General features: G+C 66.7%; 26 protein-coding genes. 13 read left to right on the top strand and 13 right to left on the bottom strand.

What is annotated here, in order from left to right:
* Positions 1-3 precede the first annotated feature (3 nt).
* Entirely contained in the window at positions 4-1,011 is a 1,008-nt protein-coding gene (thiS, locus tag ACP7A3_RS08180) for a sulfur carrier protein ThiS (RefSeq protein ID WP_277287041.1), read from the bottom strand.
* Positions 1,012-1,350: 339 nt separating this feature from the next.
* Here thiS and aroQ point away from each other — a divergent pair, with 339 nt between their 5' ends.
* The 8 genes from aroQ to ACP7A3_RS08140 all read left to right on the top strand — a co-directional run bounded on the left by aroQ (position 1,351) and on the right by ACP7A3_RS08140 (position 7,740).
* Positions 1,351-1,785 (top strand): type II 3-dehydroquinate dehydratase, encoded by a 435-nt coding sequence (gene aroQ, locus ACP7A3_RS08175; protein ID WP_063687677.1) that lies wholly within the window; start codon positions 1,351-1,353, stop codon positions 1,783-1,785.
* Positions 1,786-1,799: 14 nt separating this feature from the next.
* On the top strand, positions 1,800-2,285 hold the full coding sequence (gene accB, locus ACP7A3_RS08170; protein ID WP_426256162.1) for an acetyl-CoA carboxylase biotin carboxyl carrier protein: 486 nt from the start codon (positions 1,800-1,802) through the stop codon (positions 2,283-2,285).
* Between the two features lie 6 nt (positions 2,286-2,291).
* A complete protein-coding gene (gene accC, locus ACP7A3_RS08165; RefSeq protein ID WP_017977643.1) occupies positions 2,292-3,653 on the top strand; it encodes an acetyl-CoA carboxylase biotin carboxylase subunit in 1,362 nt (453 codons plus the stop codon).
* A gap of 327 nt (positions 3,654-3,980) precedes the next feature.
* On the top strand, positions 3,981-4,364 hold the full coding sequence (locus ACP7A3_RS08160) for an HdeA/HdeB family chaperone (RefSeq protein WP_426256163.1): 384 nt from the start codon (positions 3,981-3,983) through the stop codon (positions 4,362-4,364).
* Between the two features lie 130 nt (positions 4,365-4,494).
* Positions 4,495-4,830 carry an arsenate reductase family protein gene (locus ACP7A3_RS08155; protein WP_426256164.1) on the top strand — a complete coding sequence of 112 codons (336 nt, stop codon included), beginning with the start codon at positions 4,495-4,497 and terminating at the stop codon, positions 4,828-4,830.
* Between the two features lie 457 nt (positions 4,831-5,287).
* Entirely contained in the window at positions 5,288-5,626 is a 339-nt protein-coding gene (locus tag ACP7A3_RS08150; protein WP_017977640.1) for a P-II family nitrogen regulator, read from the top strand.
* A gap of 116 nt (positions 5,627-5,742) precedes the next feature.
* Entirely contained in the window at positions 5,743-7,152 is a 1,410-nt protein-coding gene (gene glnA, locus ACP7A3_RS08145) for a type I glutamate--ammonia ligase (protein WP_426256165.1), read from the top strand.
* A 288-nt stretch (positions 7,153-7,440) separates the two neighbouring features.
* Positions 7,441-7,740, top strand: coding sequence for a hypothetical protein (locus ACP7A3_RS08140; RefSeq protein WP_017977638.1), 300 nt, complete (start codon positions 7,441-7,443; stop codon positions 7,738-7,740).
* Positions 7,741-7,767: 27 nt separating this feature from the next.
* On the opposite strand, the gene ACP7A3_RS08135 is transcribed toward ACP7A3_RS08140, so the two are convergent.
* From ACP7A3_RS08135 to rpiA, 6 genes are all read right to left on the bottom strand, one after another.
* Positions 7,768-8,514, bottom strand: a complete 747-nt coding sequence (locus tag ACP7A3_RS08135; RefSeq protein ID WP_426256166.1) for an HAD-IIB family hydrolase — start codon at positions 8,512-8,514, stop codon at positions 7,768-7,770.
* Positions 8,511-9,341, bottom strand: coding sequence for a Cof-type HAD-IIB family hydrolase (locus ACP7A3_RS08130; protein ID WP_426256167.1), 831 nt, complete (start codon positions 9,339-9,341; stop codon positions 8,511-8,513). The genes ACP7A3_RS08135 and ACP7A3_RS08130 overlap by 4 nt, the downstream gene beginning before the upstream one ends.
* Positions 9,338-10,339: a phosphogluconate dehydrogenase (NAD(+)-dependent, decarboxylating) gene (gene gnd, locus ACP7A3_RS08125; RefSeq protein WP_294313476.1), complete on the bottom strand. Its 1,002-nt coding sequence runs from the start codon at positions 10,337-10,339 to the stop codon at positions 9,338-9,340. Before gnd ends, ACP7A3_RS08130 begins: the two co-directional genes overlap by 4 nt.
* Before the next feature lie 264 nt (positions 10,340-10,603).
* Positions 10,604-11,728, bottom strand: a complete 1,125-nt coding sequence (gene tal, locus ACP7A3_RS08120) for a transaldolase (protein ID WP_426256168.1) — start codon at positions 11,726-11,728, stop codon at positions 10,604-10,606.
* Entirely contained in the window at positions 11,728-13,797 is a 2,070-nt protein-coding gene (gene tkt / locus ACP7A3_RS08115) for a transketolase (protein ID WP_426256169.1), read from the bottom strand. The genes tal and tkt overlap by 1 nt, the downstream gene beginning before the upstream one ends.
* Before the next feature lie 71 nt (positions 13,798-13,868).
* The gene (gene rpiA, locus ACP7A3_RS08110; protein ID WP_426256170.1) at positions 13,869-14,570 is read right to left on the bottom strand and encodes a ribose-5-phosphate isomerase RpiA; all 702 of its coding nucleotides are present in this window, start codon (positions 14,568-14,570) and stop codon (positions 13,869-13,871) included.
* 167 nt (positions 14,571-14,737) lie between these two features.
* On the opposite strand from rpiA, the gene ACP7A3_RS08105 reads away from it, so the two are divergent.
* The 4 genes from ACP7A3_RS08105 to ACP7A3_RS08090 all read left to right on the top strand — a co-directional run bounded on the left by ACP7A3_RS08105 (position 14,738) and on the right by ACP7A3_RS08090 (position 21,552).
* Positions 14,738-15,979 (top strand): efflux RND transporter periplasmic adaptor subunit, encoded by a 1,242-nt coding sequence (locus ACP7A3_RS08105; protein WP_426256171.1) that lies wholly within the window; start codon positions 14,738-14,740, stop codon positions 15,977-15,979.
* A gap of 142 nt (positions 15,980-16,121) precedes the next feature.
* The gene (locus ACP7A3_RS08100; protein ID WP_426256172.1) at positions 16,122-19,370 is read left to right on the top strand and encodes an efflux RND transporter permease subunit; all 3,249 of its coding nucleotides are present in this window, start codon (positions 16,122-16,124) and stop codon (positions 19,368-19,370) included.
* Complete coding sequence (locus ACP7A3_RS08095; protein ID WP_426256173.1) at positions 19,367-20,965, top strand: efflux transporter outer membrane subunit; 1,599 nt, start codon at positions 19,367-19,369, stop codon at positions 20,963-20,965. The genes ACP7A3_RS08100 and ACP7A3_RS08095 overlap by 4 nt, the downstream gene beginning before the upstream one ends.
* Before the next feature lie 83 nt (positions 20,966-21,048).
* Complete coding sequence (locus ACP7A3_RS08090; protein WP_017977628.1) at positions 21,049-21,552, top strand: GNAT family N-acetyltransferase; 504 nt, start codon at positions 21,049-21,051, stop codon at positions 21,550-21,552.
* Between the two features lie 38 nt (positions 21,553-21,590).
* On the opposite strand, the gene ACP7A3_RS08085 is transcribed toward ACP7A3_RS08090, so the two are convergent.
* Positions 21,591-22,019, bottom strand: coding sequence for a phasin family protein (locus ACP7A3_RS08085; RefSeq protein ID WP_017977627.1), 429 nt, complete (start codon positions 22,017-22,019; stop codon positions 21,591-21,593).
* Between the two features lie 110 nt (positions 22,020-22,129).
* Here ACP7A3_RS08085 and ACP7A3_RS08080 point away from each other — a divergent pair, with 110 nt between their 5' ends.
* A complete protein-coding gene (locus ACP7A3_RS08080) occupies positions 22,130-22,318 on the top strand; it encodes a hypothetical protein (protein WP_017977626.1) in 189 nt (62 codons plus the stop codon).
* A gap of 26 nt (positions 22,319-22,344) precedes the next feature.
* Here ACP7A3_RS08080 and ACP7A3_RS08075 read toward each other — a convergent pair whose 3' ends face one another.
* From ACP7A3_RS08075 to ACP7A3_RS08055, 5 genes are all read right to left on the bottom strand, one after another.
* On the bottom strand, positions 22,345-22,827 hold the full coding sequence (locus ACP7A3_RS08075) for a hypothetical protein (RefSeq protein ID WP_426256174.1): 483 nt from the start codon (positions 22,825-22,827) through the stop codon (positions 22,345-22,347).
* Positions 22,824-23,294, bottom strand: a complete 471-nt coding sequence (locus tag ACP7A3_RS08070; protein WP_017977624.1) for a hypothetical protein — start codon at positions 23,292-23,294, stop codon at positions 22,824-22,826. Before ACP7A3_RS08070 ends, ACP7A3_RS08075 begins: the two co-directional genes overlap by 4 nt.
* 46 nt (positions 23,295-23,340) lie before the next feature.
* On the bottom strand, positions 23,341-23,730 hold the full coding sequence (locus tag ACP7A3_RS08065) for a hypothetical protein (protein ID WP_018250514.1): 390 nt from the start codon (positions 23,728-23,730) through the stop codon (positions 23,341-23,343).
* Between the two features lie 44 nt (positions 23,731-23,774).
* The gene (locus tag ACP7A3_RS08060) at positions 23,775-24,449 is read right to left on the bottom strand and encodes a helix-turn-helix domain-containing protein (protein WP_426256175.1); all 675 of its coding nucleotides are present in this window, start codon (positions 24,447-24,449) and stop codon (positions 23,775-23,777) included.
* Positions 24,450-24,518: 69 nt separating this feature from the next.
* Positions 24,519-24,803 (bottom strand): hypothetical protein, encoded by a 285-nt coding sequence (locus ACP7A3_RS08055; RefSeq protein ID WP_426256176.1) that lies wholly within the window; start codon positions 24,801-24,803, stop codon positions 24,519-24,521.
* Between the last annotated feature and the right edge of the window lie 92 nt (positions 24,804-24,895).

The raw sequence follows: 24,895 nt of genomic DNA, 5'->3' as shown, positions 1-24,895 counted from the left end.
ATATCAGATCAAACCGGCGAGCGGACTGGACGGGTCGGCATAGCGCCGCTGCCCCATGCGTCCGGCACGATAGGCCATCCGCCCCGCCTCGACCGCGCGCCGCATCGCGCCCGCCATCAGGATCGGGTCCTTGGCCTCGGCGATCGCGGTGTTCATCAGCACGCCGTCGCAGCCCAGTTCCATCGCCACCGCCGCGTCCGACGCGGTGCCCACGCCCGCATCGACCAGCACCGGCACGCCCGCGCCCTCGACGATCAGCCGGATCGTCACCCGGTTCTGAATGCCAAGCCCGGACCCGATCGGCGCGCCGAGCGGCATGATCGCGACCGCACCGGCATTCTCCAGCCGCTTCGCCGCGATCGGATCGTCGACGCAATAGACCATCGGCTTGAAGCCTTCGTTCGCCAGCACTTCCGTCGCGCGCAGCGTTTCGTGCATGTCGGGGTAGAGCGTCTTCGCCTCGCCCAGCACTTCCAGCTTCACGAGCTCCCAACCGCCCGCCTCGCGCGCCAGCCGCAGCGTGCGGATCGCGCTCTCCGCGTCGAAACAGCCCGCGGTGTTGGGCAGGTAGGTGACCTTCTTGGGATCAATGAAGTCGGTCAGCATCGGCGCGTTGCGATCGCTGACGTTCACCCGCCGCACCGCGACCGTGACGATCTCCGCCCCGCTCGCTTCGAGCGCCGCGGCATTCTGCGCGAAGTCCTTATACTTGCCCGTCCCGACGATCAGCCGCGACCGGAACGTCTTGCCCGCGACGCTCCACGAGTCGTCGACGATCGGCGCCTGATGGTCGCCACCACCGACGAAATGCACGATCTCGATATCGTCGCCATCCTCGACGCACACGTCCTTCAACGTCGAGCGCGGCACGACCTCCAGGTTCCGCTCCACCGCGACCTTCTCGGGCACCAGCCCCAGCTCGTTCGCCAGATCGGCGAGGCTGAGACCGGCAGCGACGCGCTTATGCTCGCCGTTCACGGTGATCGATACGGTGCCGTCGCTATGGGCCATGACGCGTCAAACTCCTTATGCGTGCCCCATCTAGGCGCGTCACGCCGCGTGTCCACCGTTGCTGGTTTGATTCACGCGAAGCCGCTAAGCCGCGAGGAGAAAGAAGAAGGGGTTCGCGCAGAGGCGCGGAGACGCGGAGGGGTTGCGCATCGGACGATCGCCCCGCTCCACCGCGAAGCGGCCTATATCCCAGCTGTTGATAAGAGAGAGCCCGCTGCCGCGGGCGAACCCCCTCCGCGTCGCCGCGTCTCCGCGTGAACCCCTTCTTCGCGTCTTCGCGTCTTCGCGTGAAAACCCTCTGCTTTGCGCCGCCCGCGAAACGACGATACACCCCCGCCCATGACCGACACGATCTACGTCCTCAACGGCCCGAACCTGAACCTGCTCGGCACGCGCGAGCCGGAGATCTACGGCCACGACACGCTCGACGACATCGCCGGCCAGCTCGAAGATCGCGCCCGCGAACTCGACCTCGACATCGACATGCGCCAGTCCAACCACGAAGGGCACCTCGTCGACTGGCTGCACGAAGCGCAGGCGCGCGGCGCGAAGGCGGTGATCCTCAACGCCGGCGCCTTCACGCACACGTCTGTCGCCGTCCACGACGCGATCAAGGGTATCCGCACGCCGGTGATCGAGGTCCACCTCTCCAACCCGCACACCCGCGAGGACTTCCGCCACGTCAGCTTCGTCGGGCGTGCCGCAAAAGGCACGATCGCCGGCTTTGGCGCCCTCTCCTACATGCTCGCGCTTGAAGCCGCGGCGCGCTTCTGACAGGAGGCCTTCCCATGACCGTCCAGACCCCCAACGGCGCCATGCAGGTTGACGTGAACCTCGTGCGCCAGCTCGCCGAACTGCTCGACGCCACCCATCTGACCGAGATCGAGGTGGAAGAGGGCGACCGCAAGATCCGCGTCGCGCGCAAGGCCGCCCCCCAGGCCGCGCCCGTCCATTACGCCCCCGCGCCCGTCGCCGCAGCGCCTGCCGCCCCCGCGGCCGCAGCGCCGGTCGAAGCCGGTGCGATGGCACCAGCCGTGTCGGCCAATGCGGTGAAGTCGCCGATGGTCGGCACCGCCTATCTCGCCGCCGAGCCGGGCGCGAAGCCCTTCGTCAGCGTCGGCCAGAGCGTCTCGGCCGGCGACACGCTGCTGATCGTCGAGGCGATGAAGGTCATGAACCCGATCGTCGCCGCCACCGCCGGCACCGTCCGCCAGATTCTGATCGAAAACGGCCAGCCGGTCGAATTCGACCAGCCGCTCGTGGTCGTCGAGTAACCACGCGTGACCGCTGCTCCCCGTCAGATCAAGAAGCTGCTGATCGCCAACCGTGGCGAAATCGCGCTGCGCATCCACCGCGCCTGCCGCGAAATGGGCATCCGCACCGTCGCGGTCCATTCCACCGCTGATGCCGACGCAATGCACGTCCGCCTCGCCGACGAGGCGATCTGCATCGGGCCGCCCGCCGCGGTCGACAGCTACCTCAACATCCCGAACATCATTTCGGCGGCCGAGATCAGCGGCGCCGACGCGATCCACCCGGGCTATGGTTTCCTGAGCGAAAACGCGCGGTTCGCCGAGATCGTCGAGCTGCATAACCTGATCTTCGTCGGGCCGAAGCCCGAGCATATCCGCACGATGGGCGACAAGATCGAGGCGAAGCGCACCGCCGGCGCGCTCGGCCTGCCGCTCGTCCCCGGATCGGACGGCGCGATCAGCGACGTCGCCGAGGCGAAGGCGATCGCGGCGAAAGCGGGCTATCCCGTCATCATCAAGGCGGCGTCGGGTGGCGGCGGCCGCGGCATGAAGGTGTGCCATTCCGAGGACGAACTCGAAACGCTGATGCAGCAAGCCGGCAGCGAGGCGAAGGCCGCGTTCGGCGATGCTACGGTGTATCTCGAAAAGTATCTCGGCAACCCGCGCCATATCGAGATCCAGGTCTTCGGCGACGGCAACGGCAATGCGATCCACTTAGGGGAACGCGACTGCTCGCTGCAACGCCGTCACCAGAAGGTGCTGGAGGAAGCGCCCTCCCCCGTGCTCAGCCAGGCCGATCGCGAACGCATCGGCGGCGTCTGCGCGAAGGCGATGGCCGACATGGGCTATCGCGGCGCCGGCACGATCGAATTCCTGTGGGAAGACGGCGAATTCTACTTCATCGAGATGAACACCCGTCTGCAGGTGGAACATCCGGTGACGGAGATGATCACCGGTCTCGACCTCGTCCGCGAACAGATCCGCGTGGCCGAAGGCCATCCGCTGACGCTGCGTCAGGAGGACGTGCAGTTCCGCGGCCATGCGATCGAATGCCGCATCAATGCCGAGGACCCGCGCACCTTCGCCCCCTCGCCGGGTCTGGTGAAGCAGTTCCACGCGCCGGGCGGCATGCACGTGCGCGTCGATAGCGGCCTCTACGCCGGCTATAAGGTGCCGCCCTATTACGACAGCATGATCGCCAAGCTGATCGTCTACGGCACCACCCGCGAAGGGGCGCTGCGCCGCCTGCGCCGCGCGCTGGAGGAATTCGTCATCGACGGTCCGACGACGACGATCCCGCTGCATCAGGCGCTGCTCGACGATCCCGAATTCCAGCGCGGCGACTATACGATCAAGTGGCTGGAAGAGTGGCTCGCGAAGCAGGGATGATGGCGGCCGTCCCTGGGACGGCCTCCTCCTGATACGGCAGCCCCGATCGTCCCCCGCCCATAACGTCCTCCCAGCGAAGGCTGGGATCTCCCGGCAAGCGCGCGCAACACGCGCCGCGAGAGGTTCCTGCCTTCGCCAGGACGACGGATCACGTGCCCACACCGCACAAATCCCTGCCGCGCAACAACAATTCCTGAATACACCGGCATAACGATAACAGTCGTTGCTGACACCCAAGTAACGGCATCATGAATTTGCCGTTATAATGAAACCGATATGGACATATGGGTATTTTACCAGCGCCTCTAAGGAAGGGAGACTGGAACAATGACCCGGATGTTTGGCACGATCGCCGCCTGTGCGCTTCTCGCCGTTTCCTCGACTGCCGTTGCAGCGCCGCTGCAGGTGCAGGAAAAGGCGACCATTCCCAGCCGCAACGGCGAAGTCCGCCACGTCGACCTGCTCAAGCAGGGCAAGCACCTCGAAACCGTGACCTGCGGCGACTTCGGTCTGCTCGACGAAAGCTTCCGCCCGCAGGCGGTCGTCTATGCCGCCAATTACGGTCCGAAGGGCAAAGCGCACCCGACCGTGACGCTCGACGGCGTCGAGAATGTCGTGCCGATCGTCGTGCAGCAGTGCAAGGCGCAGCCCGGCAACCATTTCCTCACCGCCGTACGCAACGCCATGAAGGCCGCGCGTACCAAGGGCTGATCGCCTCACTCGGCCCGGTGCAGGGGGCGGCGCATCGTACATGCGCCGCCCTTTTGCCGTTCGGACGGCCCGCCCCGCCCGGCCTCGCACGCCCTCCCGCATCCTGCCGAACCGCGATATACCGCCCGTCATGCACGCCACCATCTATCACAACCCGCGCTGCGGCACCTCGCGCAGCACCCTCGCCCTCCTCGAAGACGCCGGCGCCGACGTCACCGTCATCGAATATCTCAAGCACCCGCCGACCGTCGCGGAGCTTTCGCGCCTCTATGCCGCCGCGGGCCTCACCCCGCGCGAGGGGCTGCGGATGACCGAACCCGACGCCAAGGCGCTGGCCGATGCCGACGATGCGACGATCCTCGAAGCGATGACGATCAATCCGATCATCATCCAGCGCCCGATCGTCGAAACCGACAAGGGCGTCGTCCTGGCCCGCCCGGCCGAGAAGGTGCGCGAGATCCTCTAAGGCGAGACCGCCCCACCGCCCCACCGCCCCTTCTCCGTCATTCCCGCGAAGGCGGGAATCCATAACCTCTGACGTTTCGGCTCGAGCAGCACGGCCAGCCAGTCTGGATTCCCGCCTGCGCGGGAATGACGACATTGCTTTTCGGCTCCCACCCGTCGCCCCGCTGTCCTACACGCTCCCGCTCTGCTACACTCGCCGCCATGCCGTTCCTGCCGCCTCGCGCCACCCGTTGCCCATCGGCACCGGGCCGGGGGCGTTTTCGGACGTTACGTACCGTCCACTTCGTCCACTTCCGCGCGTCGCATCGCTGCCCGCGACTCGGGCAACGGGGCACGAAATGCCCGTTTTGCAGGCAGCAAAATCGGCCGAATCCCGGTTGCCCCTCGGGCGCGGGACTGGCACGTTTGGTGCAACACCCGCGCTCGGGGCGAGGGTTTCAGTCAAGGGGCGTGGTCCGGTGAAGAAGGTCGAAGCCATCATCAAGCCGTTCAAGCTGGATGAGGTGAAGGAAGCACTGCACGAGATCGGCGTGTCCGGCATCACCGTCACCGAAGCCAAGGGCTTCGGGCGGCAGAAGGGCCATACCGAACTCTATCGCGGTGCCGAATATGTCGTCGACTTCCTGCCCAAGGTGAAGCTGGAGGTCGTCGTCGACGACGCGCTCGCCGAACGCGTGGTGGAGGCGATCGCCGCCGCCGCGCAGACGGGCCGGATCGGCGATGGCAAGATCTTCGTCATCCCGGTCGAAACCGCGCTGCGCATCCGCACCGGCGAACGCGACGAGGCTGCGATCTAGTCACCGTCTGACATCTTCGTCATTTGACGCGGCGCAACAATCTGTGTGATTGGCACGCCCGCGGCGCAACATCCTTCCGGTCCCGGCCGGGTCATTACCAGAGCAAAGGGCTTTCCATGGCGACCGCCAACGACATCCTGAACAAGATCAAGGACGAGGAGATCGAGTGGATCGATCTGCGCTTCACCGACCCCAAGGGCAAGTGGCAGCACCTCACCATGGTCGCGAGCGTCATGGGCGAAGATGAATTCACCGACGGCCTGATGTTCGACGGCTCCTCGATCGAGGGCTGGAAGGCGATCAACGAGTCGGACATGGTGCTGAAGCCCGATCTCGACGCGATCTACACCGATCCGTTCTCGGCCACCCCGATGCTGATCGTGTTCTGCGACGTCGTCGAACCCTCGACCGGCGAACTCTACGCCCGCGATCCGCGCTCCACCGCGAAGCGCGCCGAGGCGTATCTGAAGACCACCGGCGTCGGCGACACCGTATACGTCGGCCCGGAAGCCGAATTCTTCATGTTCGACAACGTGCAGTTCGACACGAACTACGCCGAGTCGTACTTCAAGATCGACGATATCGAGCTGCCGACCAACACCGGCCGCGAATATGAAGGCGGCAACCTCGGCCATCGTCCGCGCGCCAAGGGCGGCTATTTCCCCGTCGCGCCGGTCGACTCGGCGGTCGACATCCGTGGCGAGATGGTCTCGACCATGCTCGAAATGGGCCTGCCCTGCGACAAGCATCACCACGAGGTCGCCGCCGCGCAGCACGAGCTGGGCCTGACCTTCGGCACGCTGACGCAGACCGCCGACCGCATGCAGATCTACAAGTATGTCGTGCATCAGGTCGCGCATGCCTATGGCAAGTCGGCCACCTTCATGCCCAAGCCGATCAAGGAAGATAACGGCTCGGGCATGCACACCCACTTCTCGATCTGGAGCGGCAAGACCCCGCTGTTCGCGGGCGAAGGCTATGCCGGCCTCAGCGAGATGTGCCTGTACTTCATCGGCGGCATCATCAAGCACGCCAAGGCGGTCAACGCCTTCACCAATCCGACCACCAACAGCTACAAGCGTCTGGTGCCGGGTTACGAAGCGCCTGTGCTGCTCGCCTATTCGGCACGCAACCGCTCGGCCTCGTGCCGCATTCCGTACGGCACCGGCCCCAAGGCGAAGCGCGTCGAAGTCCGCTTCCCGGATGCGATGGCCAACCCCTATCTCGCCTATGCGGCGCTGATGATGGCGGGCATGGACGGCATCCAGAACAAGATCCATCCGGGCGAGGCGATGGACAAGAACCTGTACGACCTGCCGCCGGCAGAGCTCGCCCAGGTCCCGACCGTCTGCGGTTCGCTCCGCGAGGCGCTCGACAGCCTGGCCGCCGACCACGACTTCCTGCTGAAGGGCGACGTGTTCTCGAAGGACCAGATCGAAGCCTATATCGAGATCAAGCGCGGCGAAGTCGCGCGCTGGGAAATGACCCCCAGCCCGGTCGAATACGACATGTACTACAGCGCCTGAGGCACGGCTCTGACCGTGCCGGTGCGCAAGCACAGGCGCTGTCGGCCAGCCTCATGGTACATGAGGACTGACGGCGTGGCTCCGCCACGCCGCCGCTCGAGACAAAAGAGAGGGGCGCCGGATCAGATCCGGCGCCCCTCTCTCGTTCTATTTGGATGCCAACCCGGCCATCCCGCTGACGACGCTCGCAAAACCCAAAGGCCCTGTCCTACGCGCCCCGGCTTCGCTACCGCCGACGCCACCGCAACGCGACGCTCCGCCGGTCGCGGCAACGCAAGGACGACGACGATGGCCAAACGCTTCTGGGCACAGCTGATCGAGATGGATGAGCCGATGACGCCGGCCAGCATCCCCGGCGCGACCGATCACGAGTCCGCGGCGGAAAACCTCGTCGCGGATTTCGTCGGTGCGATGGGGGGAGAGATCACCAGCGGCGCGGTGCGCGTCTGGATCGATGGCGGCCTCGCGAAAATCTACGACTGGAGCGCCGAGTTCGAGATGCCCGATACATCCGACCTGTCGGATGACGAAGAGATTGAGGTCGAGGGCGAGATCGTCCTGACCGAACGGGTGCGGCGCCCGGACTGACCGGGCTCGCCGCACCCCGCGGTTAAGTTACTTCTGGCAGGCGACGATCGTGGTCACGACCGAGATCGTTTCGTCAGGATCGCGGACGCGCACCGTGTCGAGCCCCAGTTCCTTCGCCGGATAATCGTTGCCGCCGGGGAAGATCGCGTCGCCGATGAACATCATCGCATCGAGCGGAATGCCGCTCTCGTCGCGCAGCTTCTTCAGGCCGTACGCCTTGTCGACGCCTTCCTGCGTGATGTCGATCGAGGTCGCGCCGCCCATGTTGATCGACAGGCCCGGCAGGCGCTGCTTCAGGTCGGCCTGGATGACCTTGCGCTTCTCGAACTTGGGGTCCCAATGCTCTTTCTCATCGACGGGCGCTTCCTGGCCGAGTGCGGAGAAGGTGATCTGGCTGCCCCGATCCTCGATGCGCTCGCCCCAGGTCTTTTCGGGGACGAATCCCGTCGCCTCCAGCGACTCGTCGAACGCCTTCAGGATTTTCGCCTTGGTCGCATCGTCAAACAGCTCGGCATAGACCGTCTGCCATGCGCCATCGCGGTGGACGTACAATTTGGTGCCCGTCGTCGGCATCAGCCACAGCTTGGACAGGTCGGCGCGCGCCGGCAGGCGGCTCGCCACCTGCTTCTGGAACTGCGGCCAGTCGCCGCCCGAAATGACCGCGACATGCGCCACGCCGAGCAGGTCGGCGAGCGCTTCACCCATCGGTTCCTGCAAGGGCTGCTTGCTCTCGGCCAGCGTTCCGTCAAGGTCGAAGGCAATCAGCTGTTTCATTCGGTAGCTCCGGTACGGGGAAGGATGATGGTGTCGATGGCATGAGCGACGCCATCGGCGTCGTTGGCGGTGGTGACGTGATCGGCACGCGCCTTCACCGGATCGGGGGCGTTGCCCATCGCGATCGACAGGCCGGCGCGCTCCAGCATCGGCACGTCGTTGAACTGGTCGCCAAGTGCGGCGATCGCATCCAGCGGCTGATCGAACGCGGCGGCCAGCGCGATCAGGCCGTCGCCCTTGTTGGCCGCCAGCGCGGTCACGTCGAGGTAATAGACCTGGCTCTGCACGATCGTCGCATCCTCGCCATGGGCCGCCTTGCAGCGGTCCGCGAGATCGCTGAGCATCGGCGCGTCGTCGCTGACGAAGGTGATCTTGTCGGCGCGGGCCAGCAGATCGCCGAAATCGTCGGTGACGATCGGGTCCTGGTTCGACGCCAGCCGCTCGTGTTCCACATGCTCACCCTGGTCGGTCGAGGCGTACCAGCGGTCGTCGGCAAAGACCCACAGGTCGACCGGGCTGTCCGCCGCGATGGCCATCACGCCCTTTGCGACGCCCTCGTCGATGACGTGATGCTCGGTGATCGTGCCATCGCGCTTGAACAGGATGCCGCCGTTGAACGCCGCCATCGGCCCGTCGAGCCCCAGCGTCTCGACGATCGGCAGGATGCCGGAGATCGGCCGCGCGCTGATGACGGTGAATCCGACCCCCGCCGCTTCCAAGCGCGAGACCGCCGCGGTGGTCGCGGCGGTTAGTTTCTTCTGCTTGTCGACCAGCGTGCCGTCGATGTCGGACACGACGAGGGCGATGGGCTTTACGCCATCGCTCACTGCGGCATCTCGACGTGCCCGCCGAAGCCAAAGCGCATCGCGGAGAGGACTTTGTCGCCATAGGTATGTTCAATGCGGCTGCGGTATCGCGCGAAAAGCGAGGCGGTGAGCACGTTGGCGGGCACCTTTTCCTCCATCGCGGCGTCGATCGTCCACTGGCCCTCGCCCGAATCGGCGACGCTGCCGGAGAAGCCGTTCAGCTCGCCGTCCTTGGCCAGCGCGATGGCCGTCAGGTCGAGCAGCCACGACGAGATGACGCTGCCGCGGCGCCAGACCTCGGCGATGTCGGTCATGTTGAGGTCGAAGCGCTCGTCCTCGGGCAGCTTGTCGCTGTTCTTCGACTTCAGGATGTCGAAGCCCTCGGCATAGGCCTGCATCAGGCCATATTCGATGCCGTTGTGGACCATCTTGACGAAGTGCCCGGCGCCTGCGGGCCCGGCATGGATATAGCCCTTTTCGGCGCGCGGATCGGCCTGACCCGCGATGCGGCCCGGCGTACGCTCGATCGTGCCGAGGCCGGGGGCGAGCGCGTCGAAAATTGGATCGAGCATCGTGACGGTGTCATCGTCGCCGCCGATCATCATGCAATAGCCGCGCTCGAGTCCCCAGACACCGCCCGAGGTGCCGACGTCGACATAATGGACGCCCTTGTCCGCCAGCCCCTTCGCGCGGCGGATGTCGTCCTTGTAGAAGGTGTTGCCGCCATCGATGACGACGTCGCCGGCGTTCGCGCCCTCGCCGATCGCGGCGATCGTATCCTCGGTCGGGCCGCCGGCGGGGAGCATGACCCACCAGATGGCGGGCGTATCGAGCTTGCCGCGGACGTCGTCGAGTGAACTGGCGCCGATCGCACCCTCGCCTGCGAGCTTCTCCACCGCCTCTGCGCTGCGGTCGTAGACGACGACCTGATGGCCCGCCTTCATCAGCCGTCGCGCGATGTTGCCGCCCATACGGCCGAGGCCGATCAGTCCGATCTTCATATCTGCTGCCTTACGGATGGTTGGATGTCGAAGGGTAGAACCCGGAGCAGGCCGAGTTGTTGCGGGGCCGGTTCGATTTGGTGCAGGGCGCGGCCCACCGGGTCGTGAGGAAAGCTTTTCAGCCGCCTCAATACAGCGTCACCCCGGACTTGGTCCGGGGTCCACTCGGCGGCGAGGGGGGCGGCACGAGCCTCCTGCCGTTCCCCCGCGGCCCGGTGGACCCCGGAACGAGTCCGGGGTGACGGAGGATGTGGGGCGGAGGTTGATTGCCGCCCCCGATCGTTACGCCTCCGCCGGCTGCTTCGCGGCGATCGAACCCAGCAGGTCGTCGAACGCCTTGGCGAAGGACGCGACGCCTTCCAGCACCAGCGTGTCGGTGACGCCCGTCAGGTTCAGCCCCAGACGTTCTGCATCGGCGAGCACCTTGCGCGCGCCGTCGACGTCCTGTGTCAGCGTCTCGGCGACGGTGCCGCGTTCGCGGAAGGCATCCATCGTCGCGGGCGGCATGGTGTTCACCGTATCGCGGCCGATCAGCGTGTCGACGTAGAGCGTGTCCGGATACGCCTTATCCTTCACGCCGGTCGACGCCCACAGCAGCCGCTGCGGCTGCGCGCCCTTGGCGGCGAGCGCCTGCCAGCGGTCCGACTGTTCGAAGTCGAGGAACCATTGATAGGCCATCTTGGCGTTGGCGATGGCGACCTTGCCGCGCAGGCCCTTCAGCGTCTCTGCTTCGGGATCGCCCTCGGCGACGCGACGGTCGATTTCCTTGTCGATGACCGTATCGATACGGCTGACGAAGAAGCTGGCGACACTGGCGATATGGTCGATCGGCTGGCCCTGGCGGACGCGCTCCTCGAGACCGGTGGCATAGGCTTCGGCCACGCGGATGTAGGCGTCGAGCGCGAACAGCAGAGTCACGTTGACGTTGATGCCCTTGGCGATCGTCGCGCTGATCGCCGGCGCGCCCGCGACCGTGCCGGGGATCTTGATCATCAGGTTCTTGTGGCCGACTGCGTTCCACAGCTTTTCGGCCTCGGCGATCGTCGCATCGGTGTCATCGGCGATGTACGGCGACACTTCCAGGCTGACATAGCCGTCCTTGCCGTCGAGGCGGTCGTAGACCGGCTGCAATGTCTCGGCCGCAGCCTTGATGTCCTGGATCGCGAGATGCTCGTAACGGTCGATCGTCGCCGCGCCGGGGTTCGCCTTGTCGAAGGCAGCGAGCGTCGCATCATAGGCGTCGCCATGGCCCATCGCCTTTTCGAAGATCGACGGGTTGGAGGTGACGCCGGTCAGGCCGTCCTCGTTCACCAGCTTTTCGAGGCCCTTGGCTTCGAGGAACTTGCGATCGACGAAGTCGAGCCACACCGCGGTGCCCGCGGCGGAAAGGTCGCTCAGCTTGCTCATCACTTGGTCTCCAGCATCTCGCGCGCCACCTTGACGACATTGTCGACGGTGAAGCCGTATTTATCCTGCAGCTTGGATATGGGGGCGGAGGCACCGAACGTCGACATGGTGATCGTGCGGCCTTCCAGACCGACGAAGCGATGCCAGCCGATCTCGCCCGCCTGCTCGACCGCGAGGCGCGCGGTGACGCCCTTGGGCAGCACGCTTTCCTTATAGTCGTCCGACTGAAGTTCGTAGCGATACCAGCTCGGCAGCGAGACGACGCGGCTCTTCACGCCATCGGCGGTCAACTTTTCGTGCGCCTCGACGACGAGGTGCAACTCGCTGCCCGTGGCGATCAGGATCACGTCGGGCGTGCCGTCGCAATCGGCGAGGACATAGCCGCCCTTCATCACGCCCTCGGCCGAGGCGTATTTCGACCGATCGAGCGTCGGCATCGCCTGCCGCGAGAAGATCAGTGCGGTCGGGCGGCTGGCGTCCTCCAGCGCGGCGCGCCACGCATAACCGACCTCGTTGGCGTCACCGGGGCGGATCGTGTCGAGGCCGGGGATCGCGCGCAGCGTGGCGAGATGCTCGATTGGCTGGTGCGTCGGGCCGTCCTCGCCGACGCCGATCGAATCGTGGGTGAACACCCAGACCGCGGCCAGTTCCATGATCGCCGACAGGCGGATCGGCGCGCGCATGTAATCGGCGAAGACGAGGAAGGTCGAACCGTAGCTGCGCAGGTGCGACAGCGCCATGCCGTTGACCACACCGCCCATGCCATGTTCGCGCACGCCGAAGTGGAAGTTCTGGCCGCCATAGTTCGACGCTTCAAACGAGGCCTTGCCCTTGATGTCGGTCTTGGTCGACGGCGCGAGATCGGCGGAGCCGCCGATCAGCCACGGCACCTTCGCGGCGAGCGCATTGAGCACCTTGCCACCCGAATCGCGGGTCGCGAGCCCCTTTTCGTCGGCCGGGAATTCGGGAACGTCGGCGTCCCAGCCCTCAGGCAGCGTATCCTTGAGCATCAGGTCGAGCTCGGCGGCGAGATCGGGCTGCGCCTCGCGATACTTGGCGAAATTCGCGTCCCATTCCTCGCGCAGCTTCGTGCCGCGGTCGGCGATCGCATCATGGAAGTGTTCGGCGACGCCATCGGGGATGTAGAAGCTCTTGTCCTCGGGCCAGCCATAGGCCTTCTTCGTCGCGCGGATGTTATCCTCGCCGAGCGGCTCGCCGTGCGCCTTCTCGCTGCCCGCCTTGGGGCTGCCCCAGCCGATGACCGAATGGACGACGATGAAGGTGGGCTTGTCGTTCGTCGCCTTGAACGTCTCGATCGCAGCGGCGAAAGCCTTGGTGTCGTTGGCATCGTCGATGTGGATGACGTTCCAGCCATAGGCCTCGAACCGCTTGCCGACGTCTTCGTCGAACGCGAGATCGGTGCCGCCCTCGATCGAGATGTGGTTGCTGTCGTAGATCCAGCACAGGTTGCTGAGCTTGAGGTGGCCGGCAAGGCTCGCCGCCTCGGCCGCGACGCCTTCCATCATGTCGCCGTCGCCGCACAGCGTGTAGACGTCATGGTCGAACAGCGTGAAGCCGCCCTGGTTGTAGCGTGCCGCGAGCCACCGCTCCGCGATCGCCATGCCGACGGAATTGGAGCACCCCGCGCCCAGCGGGCCGGTCGTCGTCTCGACGCCCGTGGTGTGGCGATATTCGGGGTGGCCCGGTGTGCGCGAGGCGAGCTGGCGGAAGCCCTTCAGATCGTCGAGGCTAAGCGCGGGACGGCCGGTCTTGTTACCGTCCGCGTCGATCTCTTCGATGCCGGCGAGGTGGATCAGGCTGTACAGCAGCATCGACGCATGGCCGACGGACAGCACGAAGCGGTCGCGGTTGGGCCAGTCGGGCTTCGACGGATCGTAGCGCAGGAATTGTGACCAGAGCGTATAGCCGACCGGCGCCAGCGCCATCGGCGTGCCGGGGTGGCCGGAATTGGCTTTTTGCACCGCGTCCATCGACAGCGTGCGGATCGTGTCGATCGTCAGGCGTTCCAGCGATCCGTCCTCGTGGAGCGCAGTCGTCGTATCGGTCATGGAATAGGGCCCTTGCTCTTACGCTGCATCGAACGCCTGCACGCCCGATCCGTTGCGGTCGAGGGCAGCCTTTAACGGGAGGGCGCGTCCCGTTCCAGTCGCGAAACGACGCCGCCCCGCGCGATATAGGCGCCATCCACCTCGCGCAGGAACAGCCCGTGGCCAAGCGCGCCGGGCAAGGCATCGAGCCACGCTGCGGTGGCAAGAGGATCGGCAAGGTCGAGGCGGCAGTCCGCGATCCAATTGCCGTTGTCGGTGACATAGGGGTCGCCCTCGCGCAGGCGCAGCGTTGCGCCGTCCCCCAAAGCGGCCAGCACCGACGCACGGGCGAAGGGCAGAATTTCGACCGGCACCGGCACCCCGCCGATGCGCGGGCGATGCTTCGATCCGTCAGCGATCACCACCATCCGGTCCGACGCGGCGGCCACCACCTTCTCGCGCAGCATCGCCCCGCCCGCGCCCTTTACCGCATACAATCGGTCATCGATCGCGTCGGCACCGTCGATCGTCAGGTCGACGCGTGGCACGTCCGCAAAGTCGAGCATCGCGATGCCGAGGCTGCGGCCAAGCGTATCGCTGGCGCGCGACGTCGCCACGGCCCGGATCGTCAGCCCGCCCTGCGCGATGCGTTCGGCGAGCCGGTGGATGGCGTGGGTCGCGGTAGATCCGGTGCCCAGGCCAACGAGCATGCCGTCGCGCACCTCGTCCACCGCCGCCGCCGCGGCAGCCGCCTTGTCGGCGTCCAGCCGCACCTTGTCGCATGTCTCCGTCATGGCACTCCTTTTCCGCACTGCGACAATTTGCGACATTAATAACGGTCAACTTGACTTGCATTTCCCCGTCGATCGCCGTCTTTGCATCGCGACGAGCAACCAACCGCCGCGCCGCGCATTGACGCGCAGGTCGCGGCTGCGCGAGCCGAGATTAGCGGGTGACATACTTGACCACAGCATCGATTCGTCGCCGACGGCACTTTGCCGGGGCAGCCACTGTCGCCCTCGCCCTCACCCTGACCGCCTGTGGCGGTGGTACGCATGACAAGGAAAAGGCCGGCGGCCGCGGCGCGAATCGCGGGCCGACCACGGTCGGTTATGTCGTGATGCAGCCGACCAGTGCCGCGATGGTCACCGAACTGCCGGGCCGGACCAGCGCCTATGAAAGCTCCGACGTCCGTCCGCAGGTGAACGGCGTCATCCGCCGCCGCTTCTTTACCGAAGGCTCGCTGGTCCGTCGTGGCCAGCCGCTCTACGAAATCGATCCGCGCCTGTATCGCGCCGCCGTCAACCAGGCGCAGGCGAACCTCGCCAGCGCGCGGGCCAATCAGGAAGCGCTGACGATCCAGGCGGATCGCTACAAGCCGCTCGCCGCGATCGAGGCGGTGTCGAAGCAGGAATATACCAACGCCATCGCCTCCGCCCGGCAGGCGACAGCCTCCGTCGCGCAGACGCGGGCGGCGCTGGATACCGCGCGCGTGAATCTGCAATTCACGACCGTGCCCGCGCCGATCAGCGGCCGGATCGGCCGGTCGCTGTTCACCGTCGGTGCGCTCGTTTCGGCGAGCCAGACCGATCCCCTGGCGCAGATCCAGCGGCTCGACCCGATCTTCGTCGATATCCAGCAATCCGCCGCGGACCTGCTGTCGCTGCGCCGCAAACTGATGCAGGGCGGCGTCGCGCCGACCCGGGCCGAGGTGAAGCTGCTGCTCGAGGACGGCAGCGATTACGGCTATACCGGCACGGTCGAATTCGCCGAGGCGCTGGTCAATCAGGAAACCGGCACCGTCACGATGCGCGCGCGCTTCCCCAATTCGCAGGGACTGCTGCTGCCGGGCATGTTCGTGCGGGCGCGCTTCGCGCAGGCGATCAACGAGCGCGCCTTCCTGGTGCCCGAACCCGCTCTGTCGCGCGATGCCAAGGGCAATGCGAGCGTGATGATCCTCGGCGCGAACAACAAGGTCGTCAGCCGCCGCGTCACCGCCGCCCGCACGCAGGGGCAGTATTGGGTGGTGACCCAGGGGCTGAACCCCGGCGACAAGGTCATCACGCAGGGCCTCAACAATTTGCGCCCCGGCGCGCAGGTGAAGGCAGTGCCGGCGAACAGTGCGCAGGTGGTCGCGCCGCCGAAACAGGGTGAGGGCAAAGGCGACGGCAAGCAGGGTTCCGGTCAGGGCAAGGCGGGTTGAGCCGGATGCCCGCCCCGTCCCCGCTCGCCCTGAGCCTGTCGAAGGGCGGATTGCCACATGCGAGCGCTCCCCTGGGTTGCCCCGCCCTTCGACAGGCTCAGGGCGAACGGCTTCACAATAAATTTTCGGGCTGCACGATCGCATGATCTCCCGCATCTTCATCGACCGCCCGATCTTCGCCTGGGTGCTCGCCATCATCGTGATGCTGGCGGGCGTCGGCGCGATCCTGAGCCTGCCGATCGCGCAATATCCCGACGTGGCGCCGCCGCAGGTGTCGATCCGCGCGACCTTCCCCGGCGCGAACGCACAGACGCTGCAGAATTCGGTGACGCAGGTCATCGAACAGCAGCTGACCGGCATCGACGGCCTGCTGTATTTCAGCTCCTCGTCGTCCAGCCGCGGCTCGGTGTCGATCACCGCGACGTTCGAAAAGGGCACCGATCCCGACATCGCGCAGGTGCAGGTGCAAAACCAGGTGCAGCAGGGCGTCGCGCGCCTGCCGCAACAGGTGCAGCAGCAGGGCCTCGTCGTCCGCAAGTCGAACCCGGACAACCTGCTGATCGTCGGCGTCTATGACGAAACCGATCAGAAGACGAACCAGGACGTCAGCGACTATCTCGTTTCCAACCTGCAAGACCCGCTGGGCCGCGTGCAGGGTGTGGGCGACGTCAACGTGTTCGGATCGCAATATGCGATGCGCATCTGGCTGAACCCGGCACGCCTCGCCAGCTACCAGCTGATCCCGTCGGACATCACCACCGCGATCCAGAACCAGAATACCGAAGTCGCGGCGGGCGAGGTGGGCGGCGTGCCGTCCAGTCCGGAGCAAATGCTGAACGCGACCGTCACCGCACAGTCGCGCCTGCAAACGCCCGAGCAGTTCCGCCAGATCATCGTCAAGACGCTTCCCTCGGGCGCGACCGTGCGCCTGTCCGACGTCGCCCGGATCGAGCTGGGCGCGGAAAGCTATGCCGCCTTCAGCCGCATCAACCGGCACCCCGGCGCGGGCATCGCGGTGCTGCTGGCACCGGGCGCCGACGCATTGAAGACCGCCGAGCTGGTGAAGGCCGAGGTCGCGCGCGTCGCCAAAAGCTTCCCGCCGGGCCTGAAGGTCGCCTACGCCAACGACACGACCGCGTTCATCAAGCTGTCGATCGATGAAGTGGTGAAGACGCTGCTCGAGGCGATCGTGCTGGTCGTCATCGTGATGTTCGTGTTCCTGCAAAGCTGGCGCGCGACGCTGGTGCCCGCCATCGCGGTGCCGGTGGTGCTGCTCGGCACCTTCGCAATCTTCCACTTCGCCGGCTTCTCGATCAACACGATGACGCTGTTCGGTCTCGTCCTCGCCATCGGCCTGCTCGTCGACGACGCGATCGTCGTTGTCGAGAACGTCGAGCGGTTGATGGAAGAAGACCCGGAGATGACGCCGCGTCAGGCGACGATCGAGTCGATGAACGAGATCAGCGTCGCGCTGATCGCCATCGCGCTCGTGCTGTCGGCGGTGTTCCTGCCGATGGCGTTCTTCGGCGGATCGACCGGCGTCATCTATCGCCAGTTCTCGCTCACCATCGTGTCGGCGATGGTGCTGTCGGTGCTGGTCGCGCTGATCCTCAGCCCCGCGCTCACCGCCTCGCTGCTGAAGCAGAAGTCGCAGGAGGAGCGGGAGAGCAAGGGCATCAAGAAGCATCTCGGCAAGGTTGCCGAATGGGGCGAGGCCGCGGGCAATTGGTTCAACCGCACGTTCGAAAAGACGGTGACGCGCTACACCGGTGCCGTGCAGACGGTGGTGGATCGCAAGTGGCTGTTCCTGCTGATCTACGTCGGCGTCGTCGCGCTGCTCGCGATACTGTTCCTGCGCCTGCCCACCGGCTTCCTGCCGACCGAGGATCAGGGCGCGGCGATCGTACAGTTCCGCCTGCCCCCCGGTGCGACGATCGCCCGGACGCAGCAGGTGCAGCGGCAGGTCGAAAACTATTTCGCGCAGTATGAGCCAAAGAACACGTCCGTCCTGTTCACCGTCGCGGGCGGCGGTGGCGGCGGCGTCAGCGGCCAGAATACCGGACAGGGCTTCCTCAATTTTGTCGACTGGAAGGACCGGAGCGGCAAGGAGAATACCGCCGATGCGATCACGCAGCGCGCATCCGGCGCGTTCCGCGGGCTTCGCGACGCGCAGGTCTTCGCGCTGGTGCCGCCGGCGATCCGCGGCCTCGGCTCGTCGGACGGCTTCACGATGGAGCTGCAGAACACCGGCGGCCTGACGCAGGAACAGTTCGGCGCCGCGCGCGACAAATTGCTGGCGATGGCCAATGCCGATCCGAAGCTCGCATCGGTGCGCCTGACCGAACTGCCCGACATCGCGACGCTGCGTATCGACATGGACCAGCAGAAGCTGGCGGCCTTGGGCCTGACGCAGAGCGCGGCGAACAACACGCTGACCACCGCCTGGGGTGGCCAGTATGTCAACGATTTCATCGACCGCGGTCGTGTGAAGCGCGTCTATGTGCAGGGCGACGCGCCCTATCGCGCCGCGCCGGACGATCTGAAACAATGGTTCGTGCGCGGATCGAACGGCCAGATGGTGCCCTTCTCGTCCTTCGCAACCACCGGCTGGTCGACCGCCCCCACCACGCTGTCGCGCTTCAATGGCATATCCTCGTTCGAATTCTCGGGGTCGGGCGCGCCGGGTGTCAGCTCGGGCGATGCCATGGCGCGGATCAGCGAGCTTGCGGCACAGATCCCCGGCACGTCGATCGCCTGGTCGGGCCTCAGCTATCAGGAACGACTGTCGTCGGGTCAGGCGCCGTTGCTGTACGGCCTGTCGATCCTGGTCGTCTTCCTGTGTCTGGCGGCGCTGTACGAAAGCTGGTCGATCCCGTTCGCGGTGCTGATGATCATCCCGCTGGGGCTGATCGGCGCGATCGCCTTCGTGACGCTGCGCGGCCTCACCAACGACGTCTATCTGCAGATCGGCCTGCTGACGACGATGGGCCTCGCCGCGAAGAACGCCATCCTGATGATCGAATTCGCCGAACAGGCCGAACGCAAGGGCGCGCGCGTCATCGACGCGGCACTGGAGGCCGCCAAGATCCGTCTGCGGCCGATCCTGATGACCAGCTTCGCCTTCATCTTCGGCGTGTTGCCGCTGGCGATTTCGACCGGTGCGGGCGCGAACAGCCGCATCGCGATCGGCACGGCGGTGATCGGCGGCATGCTGTCGGCGACCTTCCTGGCGATCTTCTACATCCCGCTGTTCTTCGTCCTCGTGCGCCGCGGCGTGCGCGATGGTCTTGCCAAGCTCAGGGGCAAGCCGACCGGGCACCAGAGCCATCACGACGACACGCCCCCTGCCCCGCCGATGCCGCCTGCCGCCGATCCGGAGCCTGCGCGATGACCCGTTCGATCCTCGCCATCGCGCTCGGCGCCACGATGCTGGCCGGCTGCTCGATGGAGCCGAAATACGTCCGCCCCGACACGCCGGTGCCGGCGTCGTGGCCGGTGGGCGACGCCTACCTTCGCCAGAGCGAGGCACGGCTGCCGGCGATCACCTATCGCGACGTGTTCAAGGACGCGCGGCTGCAACGGCTGATCGACCAGGCGCTCGCCAACAACCGCGACCTGCGCGTCGCCGCCGCCAATATCGCCGCGGCGCGCGCGCAATATGGCATCCAACGTGCCAATCTGTTCCCCGCAATCAACGCCACCGGCCGCTACACCTATTCGGATGGCGGCAATGGCACGCGCGGCATCGCGAACACCGGCAACACCGGGACGGGCACCGGCGGCACGGGAACGGGTGGAACGGGCACCGGCGGTACTGGTATGGGCGGAACGGGCACCGGCACGGGCGTCGATACGGGCAACGGCACGGGGACGGGCGCGGTCCTCAACACTGGCGGCGGCAACAGCGCCTTCTCCGCGCAGATCGGTACGACGGCGTTCGAGATCGACCTGTTCGGCCGCCTGCGCTCGCTGTCGCGCGCCGCGCTCGACCGCTATTTCGCCACCGAAGCCGGCGCCCGCGCGACGCGGCTGACGCTGGTGGGCGAGGTCGCAAGCGGCTGGCTGACCTACGCCGCCGACCGCAGCCTGCTGAAGGTCGCGGAGGATACCGCGAAGAGCGCCGCGGTCAGCGTACGCCTCACCCGCGCGCGGCTGGAGGGCGGGATAAGCGCCCGAACCGACCTGCGGCAGGCGGAGCAGATCCTCGAAACCGCGAACGCCGACCTTGCCGAGCAGAAGACGCTGGTCGCGCAGGACGTCAACGCGCTGCAACTGCTGGTGGGGGCGCCGATCGATCCCGCGCTGCTGCCCGAGTCGATCGACGTCGCCGCGCCGACGATCGCCAGCCTGCCCGCGGGGCTCGACAGCGGCATCCTGCTGCGCCGGCCCGACGTCGTGCAGGCGGAATATACGCTGCAAAGCTCCAATGCGCAGATCGGCGCGGCGCGCGCGGCGCTGTTCCCGCGCATCTCGCTGACCGGGCTGGTCGGCTTCGCCAGCAACGCGCTCTCGACGCTCTTCACCGGCGGGGCGTTCAACTATTCGGTGGCGCCGTCGGTCAGCTATCCGATCTTCCAGGCCGGCGCCGGCCGCGCCAACGTCCGCTATACCGAGGCACAGCGCGACGCCGCGCTCGCGACGTATGAAAAGACGATCCAGACCGCGTTCCAGGAGGTCGCCGACGCACTCGCCCGTCAGGGGACGATCGCCGACCAGTTGCGCGCGCAGGCGAATTTCCGCGATGCCGCCGCCGATACGCTGCGGCTGGTCAATGCGCGCTATCAGGGGGGGCTCGATACCTTCCTGTCCAGCCTCGACGCGCAGCGCAGCTATTATTCGGCGCAGCGCGCGCTGATCGGCACGCAGCTGACCGCGGCGAACAATCGCGCGACGCTCTACCGGGTGCTGGGCGGCGATTCGTCGCTGGAGGTGACGCCCGACGGTCCGCAACCCGTCTCCCCCAGTGGCGCGCCGCGCCGGGACTGAGCTTTGCCGCGGGTTGACGCCGGCCGGGCGACTGCCGATGTACCGGCCCCACACGTACGGTAGCAGACGGGCCAGGAGCGATCATGAGCCACACCATCCGCCGGTTCCGGCCGACCGACGACGACGCCGTCCTCGCCTTCACCGCGACGCTGCCCGAACATGACCTGCTGTTTTCCGGCCGCGACCTGCGCCATCCGCGGGTGATCGAGGCCTGGCAGCAGGCGGTCGGCGAAGGCTGGATCGACAGCCTCGTCGCCGAGGACGACGGCCGCATCGTCGCCACCGCGGCGCTGATCCGCGATCCCTTGGGATGGAGCGGGCATGTCGGCGAAATCCGGCTGCTCGTGGCCCCCGACCGGCGTGGCCAGGGTCTGGGCAGCGACCTGTTGCAGGCGTTGCTCGCCATCGCGCACGCGCATGGTCTCGCCAAGCTGACCGCGACGATGACGCCCGATGCCGCAGCATCGGTGGCACTGTTCGAGCGGCTGGGCTTCACGCAGGAGGCGCGGCTTGCCGGTCACGTCCGGGCGAGCGACGGCGTCGCGCACGACCTGCTGATGCTGGCACGCGCGACGCCGTTCGGCTGAGGAACGGGCGGCCCCTCGCCACCCGCCCCTCGCGCGCGTCAGTCGCCCGATTTGGGCGGCGTCACCGCGTCGCGGCCGAAGCGCAGGATCATCTCGCCGATCTCGCGCGCCTGCTCCATCGAGCGTTCGCCCTGCCGGCGCAGGTAATTGCCCTGGATGCGCAGCACGTCGGTAACGTCGCGGGCCTGTGCCGCCTCGCGCATCGCCTCGAACGCATCGTGCGAATTGCGTTCGGCCTGCTCGATGATCTTGAGGCCTAGCGCCGCGCTGCCGTCTGCCACCTTCTGGCCGGATGCGCGCATCGCCTCGCCGGCGCGGCGGGCGGGATCCATCACATGGTCGGTGAAGGCGCCGCGCATCGCCTCGCTCGCGCCGCGCATCGTGTCGCTCGCACGCTGCGCGGCGTCGTGCATCGGGTTACCGCCGGTCTTCGCGGCATCGTCGGTGGGATGGGTGTCGTCCGCCATTGCGCCTCTCCTGTCATGACGTCTGGATGGTATGGGACAAACGTGCTGCCCCGGTTTTTTGCTCCGCTACCCGCTTGCGCGGACGCGGGGGGTGGTTAGAGATCAAGGCGATGATGACGCCTGAGGACCAGAAGCAACGCCGCATCCGCGGCGAGCTGCTGCACCGCGCGGTGGCGCTCGGCGAAGAGCTGATGCGGCTGGCCGACGATCTCGACATGACGGTCGCGGGACTCCACGTCTGCCAGGGCGTCGAGATGATGCGCGAGGAGGCGGAGCGGCTGGTCGGCCCGACGCACTGACGCGCCGGCCCGCAGCGCCCTTGCCATCACGCGCCGCCGATGCAGCGCAGCACCAGCGCCAGCCCGTCGTCGGTCAACGCCAGTGGACTCGCCGGATCGAGTGGGCCCGTCTTATGCACGGCACCGCGGATCAGCGCGCGTCGGGACAGCAGGTCCAGCCAGCGGGCCAGCACCGCCGGGCGTAGCGACAGCAGGAGGCGGAGCGACTCGCCCGTCACCGGCCGCGCCTCTTCATAGGCGACGAACAGCGTCAGCAGGATATCCCACCCCGGCTCGCCGAACAGCTCGATCAGGTCGCCCGCCATGGCGTCGCGCTGACGGCGCTGGGCCAGCAGCGTGCGCGCGCGATCGGCATCGCTCGGCTCTTCGGGGCCGGCGGGCACGGGGGCGACGATCTCGCCCCGGCTGCGCGCGGCGGACGCCCGCACGCGCTCCAGCGCCGACACCAGCCGTTCGTATTCTTCGCGATCGCGTTCGGGCCAGCGCAGCAACCGTATGTCGGCAGTCATGATGAAGGGATGTCCGGTTGGCGCAGGGGCGACCAGTCGCGGTCGCTCCCGAACTGGGCCTTGCGCTGGCGGTGGCGCAGCGCGCCGATCGCCAGCATCAGCAGCATGGGATAGGCGATCTTGCCGCTCGCGCCCGCGTACATCCACGGCACCAGCGACGGCTGAATGGCCTTCACGCCATGGATCGCCAGCGTGATCAGATGGAGCGCGCTGACGTACAGCGGCCAATAGCGGTCCGCGCGCAGCGCCACCCCCAGCAGGCCGAGCAGGATCGCGACGTCGATCGCGAGCAGGATCGGCTCGACCTGATGATAGGGGCCCGACGGATAGAAATCCGGCACCGCGAACGTGGCCAGAGCCCCTGTGACGAACAGGATCGCCGTCCATCGTTCGGGTGCGCCGCCGGCGAACAGCGCGTAACCGCATGTCGCCAGCAGGACCAGGTTGAAGACGAGGATGTGTGTCATGGCCTGACCTGTCAAAGGAGCAGTTCGACGGTCAAGCCATGACACCTCAGGCAGCGACGCGCAGATGACTGACGTCGGCACCTGTCGGGGCGAATTCGGGCTTCGGACGTTCGTCGCCGAAGCTCGTTTCATACCCGATCTGCTTACCGATCTTTTCGATGACGCGATGGCCCGCGACGGTGTGGCCGCGGGCGGCGCCGATCGCCATGATCGCCTGGCCCAGCACTTCGAACGCCTGCTGCCCGGCGATCGCCGGCAGGTTGGCGGCGTGGCGGGCGCGGGGCAGCGCCGCGAGCAGTTCGCCGCCGGTCGAGAAAGCCTCGTCGAGCTGCGTCTCGAGCTTCCAGAGCAGCTGTGCGACGGCATCGGCCGCGGCCTTGGTATCCACAGACGACGCAGCGACCGGAGCGGTGCGCGATGCGATGATTGACGACATGATGGCGACCCTTTCCACCCCGTGCGGGGCGCTTTCGCTGACGATCAGGAAAGGTTGCGGGTCAGCGCCTCGATCAAATGGGTCAGTGCCTGGAGGCCGCTCATCAACATGCCGAAACCGACGATGGTGCCGAATGCGATGGCCTGTATCCAGATCAACCGATCCCCGACCGTCAGGTCGTTGCCTCGTTGTCCTTTCCGCCGGAAGGGCAGCCGGATCGGGAACGCCGATGACCTGAAAGGCCGGGCGCCGCCGCTGTCCGCTGCCATGACGATGGTCTCGTCCGGCACCACCGGCAGTGGCGGATCGGCAGCGAGCGGGGATAGCCGCGCAGAATGACCCCCGATTTTATCGGGGTCCCCAGCTTCGGAAATAATCGTTGCAAATTCGACGCTTGGCTCAGCAGCCTGATCTTCATACGCCGCCCAGCGCAGCGCCGCATCGCGCCGATTACGTGCGCCAAGCAGCTTCACGGCCTCGGTCAGATAGCTGTCGACGGTCGATTTTTCGATGCCGAGCTCCTCGGCGATCTCCTTGGAACCCTTGAGCGCGCGTACCCCGCGCAGGCATTCGCGATGGCGACGCGACAGGCGATCGAATGCCGCGGCCGGATCGGGCGCTGGGCTCGCCGTGGCACGCGTGCGGACGGCACCGCCATCGCGCAGCGACGCGGCGATACCGTTCGATCCGTTCCGCCCGGTGTCGTCGCGCGCCTTCATCGTCGTCCCATGCCCAGGGCGGGTCTAGCACGGCTGGCGCGCATCACCAGCGCTTCCGCCAATCTGGGTCTATTTTACGGCCGCCTTGCGATGTTTAGCGCCCGATGCCGCCTTGCGTACCGTCGCGCGCTTGCCGCGCCGCTTGGGGACCGGGGTCGCGCGGCCGCGCAGCAACGGCACGGCGAGCGCTGCGGCCGCCCCGACGACGAGCGTGCCGCCGATCGCCAGCCATGCCGGCAGGCCGAGCCCCTGGCTGTTTCCCGCCTGATTCGGCTTGCCAGACCGGGCCTCCGGCGCGGGGTCGTGATGGACGGGGCCGGCATGCTTCATCGCGGAATTGGGGATATGGGACACGGCATCGCTCCTTTTGGTCTTTCCACTCAACCGGATAGGGCCGGACAATGTTCCTGTTTCTGGGTTCCTGCTTCCGTTCGCGCGGGGATTAC

Origin of the sequence: Sphingomonas sp. DC5200-1 (genome assembly GCF_049897245.1) — a bacterium.
Taxonomy (GTDB): Bacteria; Pseudomonadota; Alphaproteobacteria; order Sphingomonadales; family Sphingomonadaceae; genus Sphingomonas; species Sphingomonas aquatilis.
Note: the sequence above shows the minus strand (reverse complement) of the source record. Positions and strands in the feature narration are given on the sequence as shown.

What these genes read in the sequence shown, in the direction of transcription:
- ACP7A3_RS08140 (WP_017977638.1), top strand. Translation starts at nt 7,441, where the DNA reads ATGGCCAAACGCTTCTGGGCACAGCTGATCGAGATGGATGAGCCGATG.
- thiS (WP_277287041.1), bottom strand. Translation starts at nt 1,011, where the DNA reads ATGGCCCATAGCGACGGCACCGTATCGATCACCGTGAACGGCGAGCAT.
- ACP7A3_RS08075 (WP_426256174.1), bottom strand. Translation starts at nt 22,827, where the DNA reads ATGACTGCCGACATACGGTTGCTGCGCTGGCCCGAACGCGATCGCGAA.
- ACP7A3_RS08080 (WP_017977626.1), top strand. Translation starts at nt 22,130, where the DNA reads ATGATGACGCCTGAGGACCAGAAGCAACGCCGCATCCGCGGCGAGCTG.
- ACP7A3_RS08060 (WP_426256175.1), bottom strand. Translation starts at nt 24,449, where the DNA reads ATGAAGGCGCGCGACGACACCGGGCGGAACGGATCGAACGGTATCGCC.
- aroQ (WP_063687677.1), top strand. Translation starts at nt 1,351, where the DNA reads ATGACCGACACGATCTACGTCCTCAACGGCCCGAACCTGAACCTGCTC.
- ACP7A3_RS08065 (WP_018250514.1), bottom strand. Translation starts at nt 23,730, where the DNA reads ATGTCGTCAATCATCGCATCGCGCACCGCTCCGGTCGCTGCGTCGTCT.
- ACP7A3_RS08100 (WP_426256172.1), top strand. Translation starts at nt 16,122, where the DNA reads ATGATCTCCCGCATCTTCATCGACCGCCCGATCTTCGCCTGGGTGCTC.
- tal (WP_426256168.1), bottom strand. Translation starts at nt 11,728, where the DNA reads ATGAGCAAGCTGAGCGACCTTTCCGCCGCGGGCACCGCGGTGTGGCTC.
- ACP7A3_RS08155 (WP_426256164.1), top strand. Translation starts at nt 4,495, where the DNA reads ATGCACGCCACCATCTATCACAACCCGCGCTGCGGCACCTCGCGCAGC.
- ACP7A3_RS08090 (WP_017977628.1), top strand. Translation starts at nt 21,049, where the DNA reads ATGAGCCACACCATCCGCCGGTTCCGGCCGACCGACGACGACGCCGTC.
- glnA (WP_426256165.1), top strand. Translation starts at nt 5,743, where the DNA reads ATGGCGACCGCCAACGACATCCTGAACAAGATCAAGGACGAGGAGATC.
- ACP7A3_RS08160 (WP_426256163.1), top strand. Translation starts at nt 3,981, where the DNA reads ATGACCCGGATGTTTGGCACGATCGCCGCCTGTGCGCTTCTCGCCGTT.
- ACP7A3_RS08085 (WP_017977627.1), bottom strand. Translation starts at nt 22,019, where the DNA reads ATGGCGGACGACACCCATCCCACCGACGATGCCGCGAAGACCGGCGGT.
- ACP7A3_RS08135 (WP_426256166.1), bottom strand. Translation starts at nt 8,514, where the DNA reads ATGAAACAGCTGATTGCCTTCGACCTTGACGGAACGCTGGCCGAGAGC.
- rpiA (WP_426256170.1), bottom strand. Translation starts at nt 14,570, where the DNA reads ATGACGGAGACATGCGACAAGGTGCGGCTGGACGCCGACAAGGCGGCT.
- ACP7A3_RS08095 (WP_426256173.1), top strand. Translation starts at nt 19,367, where the DNA reads ATGACCCGTTCGATCCTCGCCATCGCGCTCGGCGCCACGATGCTGGCC.
- ACP7A3_RS08070 (WP_017977624.1), bottom strand. Translation starts at nt 23,294, where the DNA reads ATGACACACATCCTCGTCTTCAACCTGGTCCTGCTGGCGACATGCGGT.
- accB (WP_426256162.1), top strand. Translation starts at nt 1,800, where the DNA reads ATGACCGTCCAGACCCCCAACGGCGCCATGCAGGTTGACGTGAACCTC.
- tkt (WP_426256169.1), bottom strand. Translation starts at nt 13,797, where the DNA reads ATGACCGATACGACGACTGCGCTCCACGAGGACGGATCGCTGGAACGC.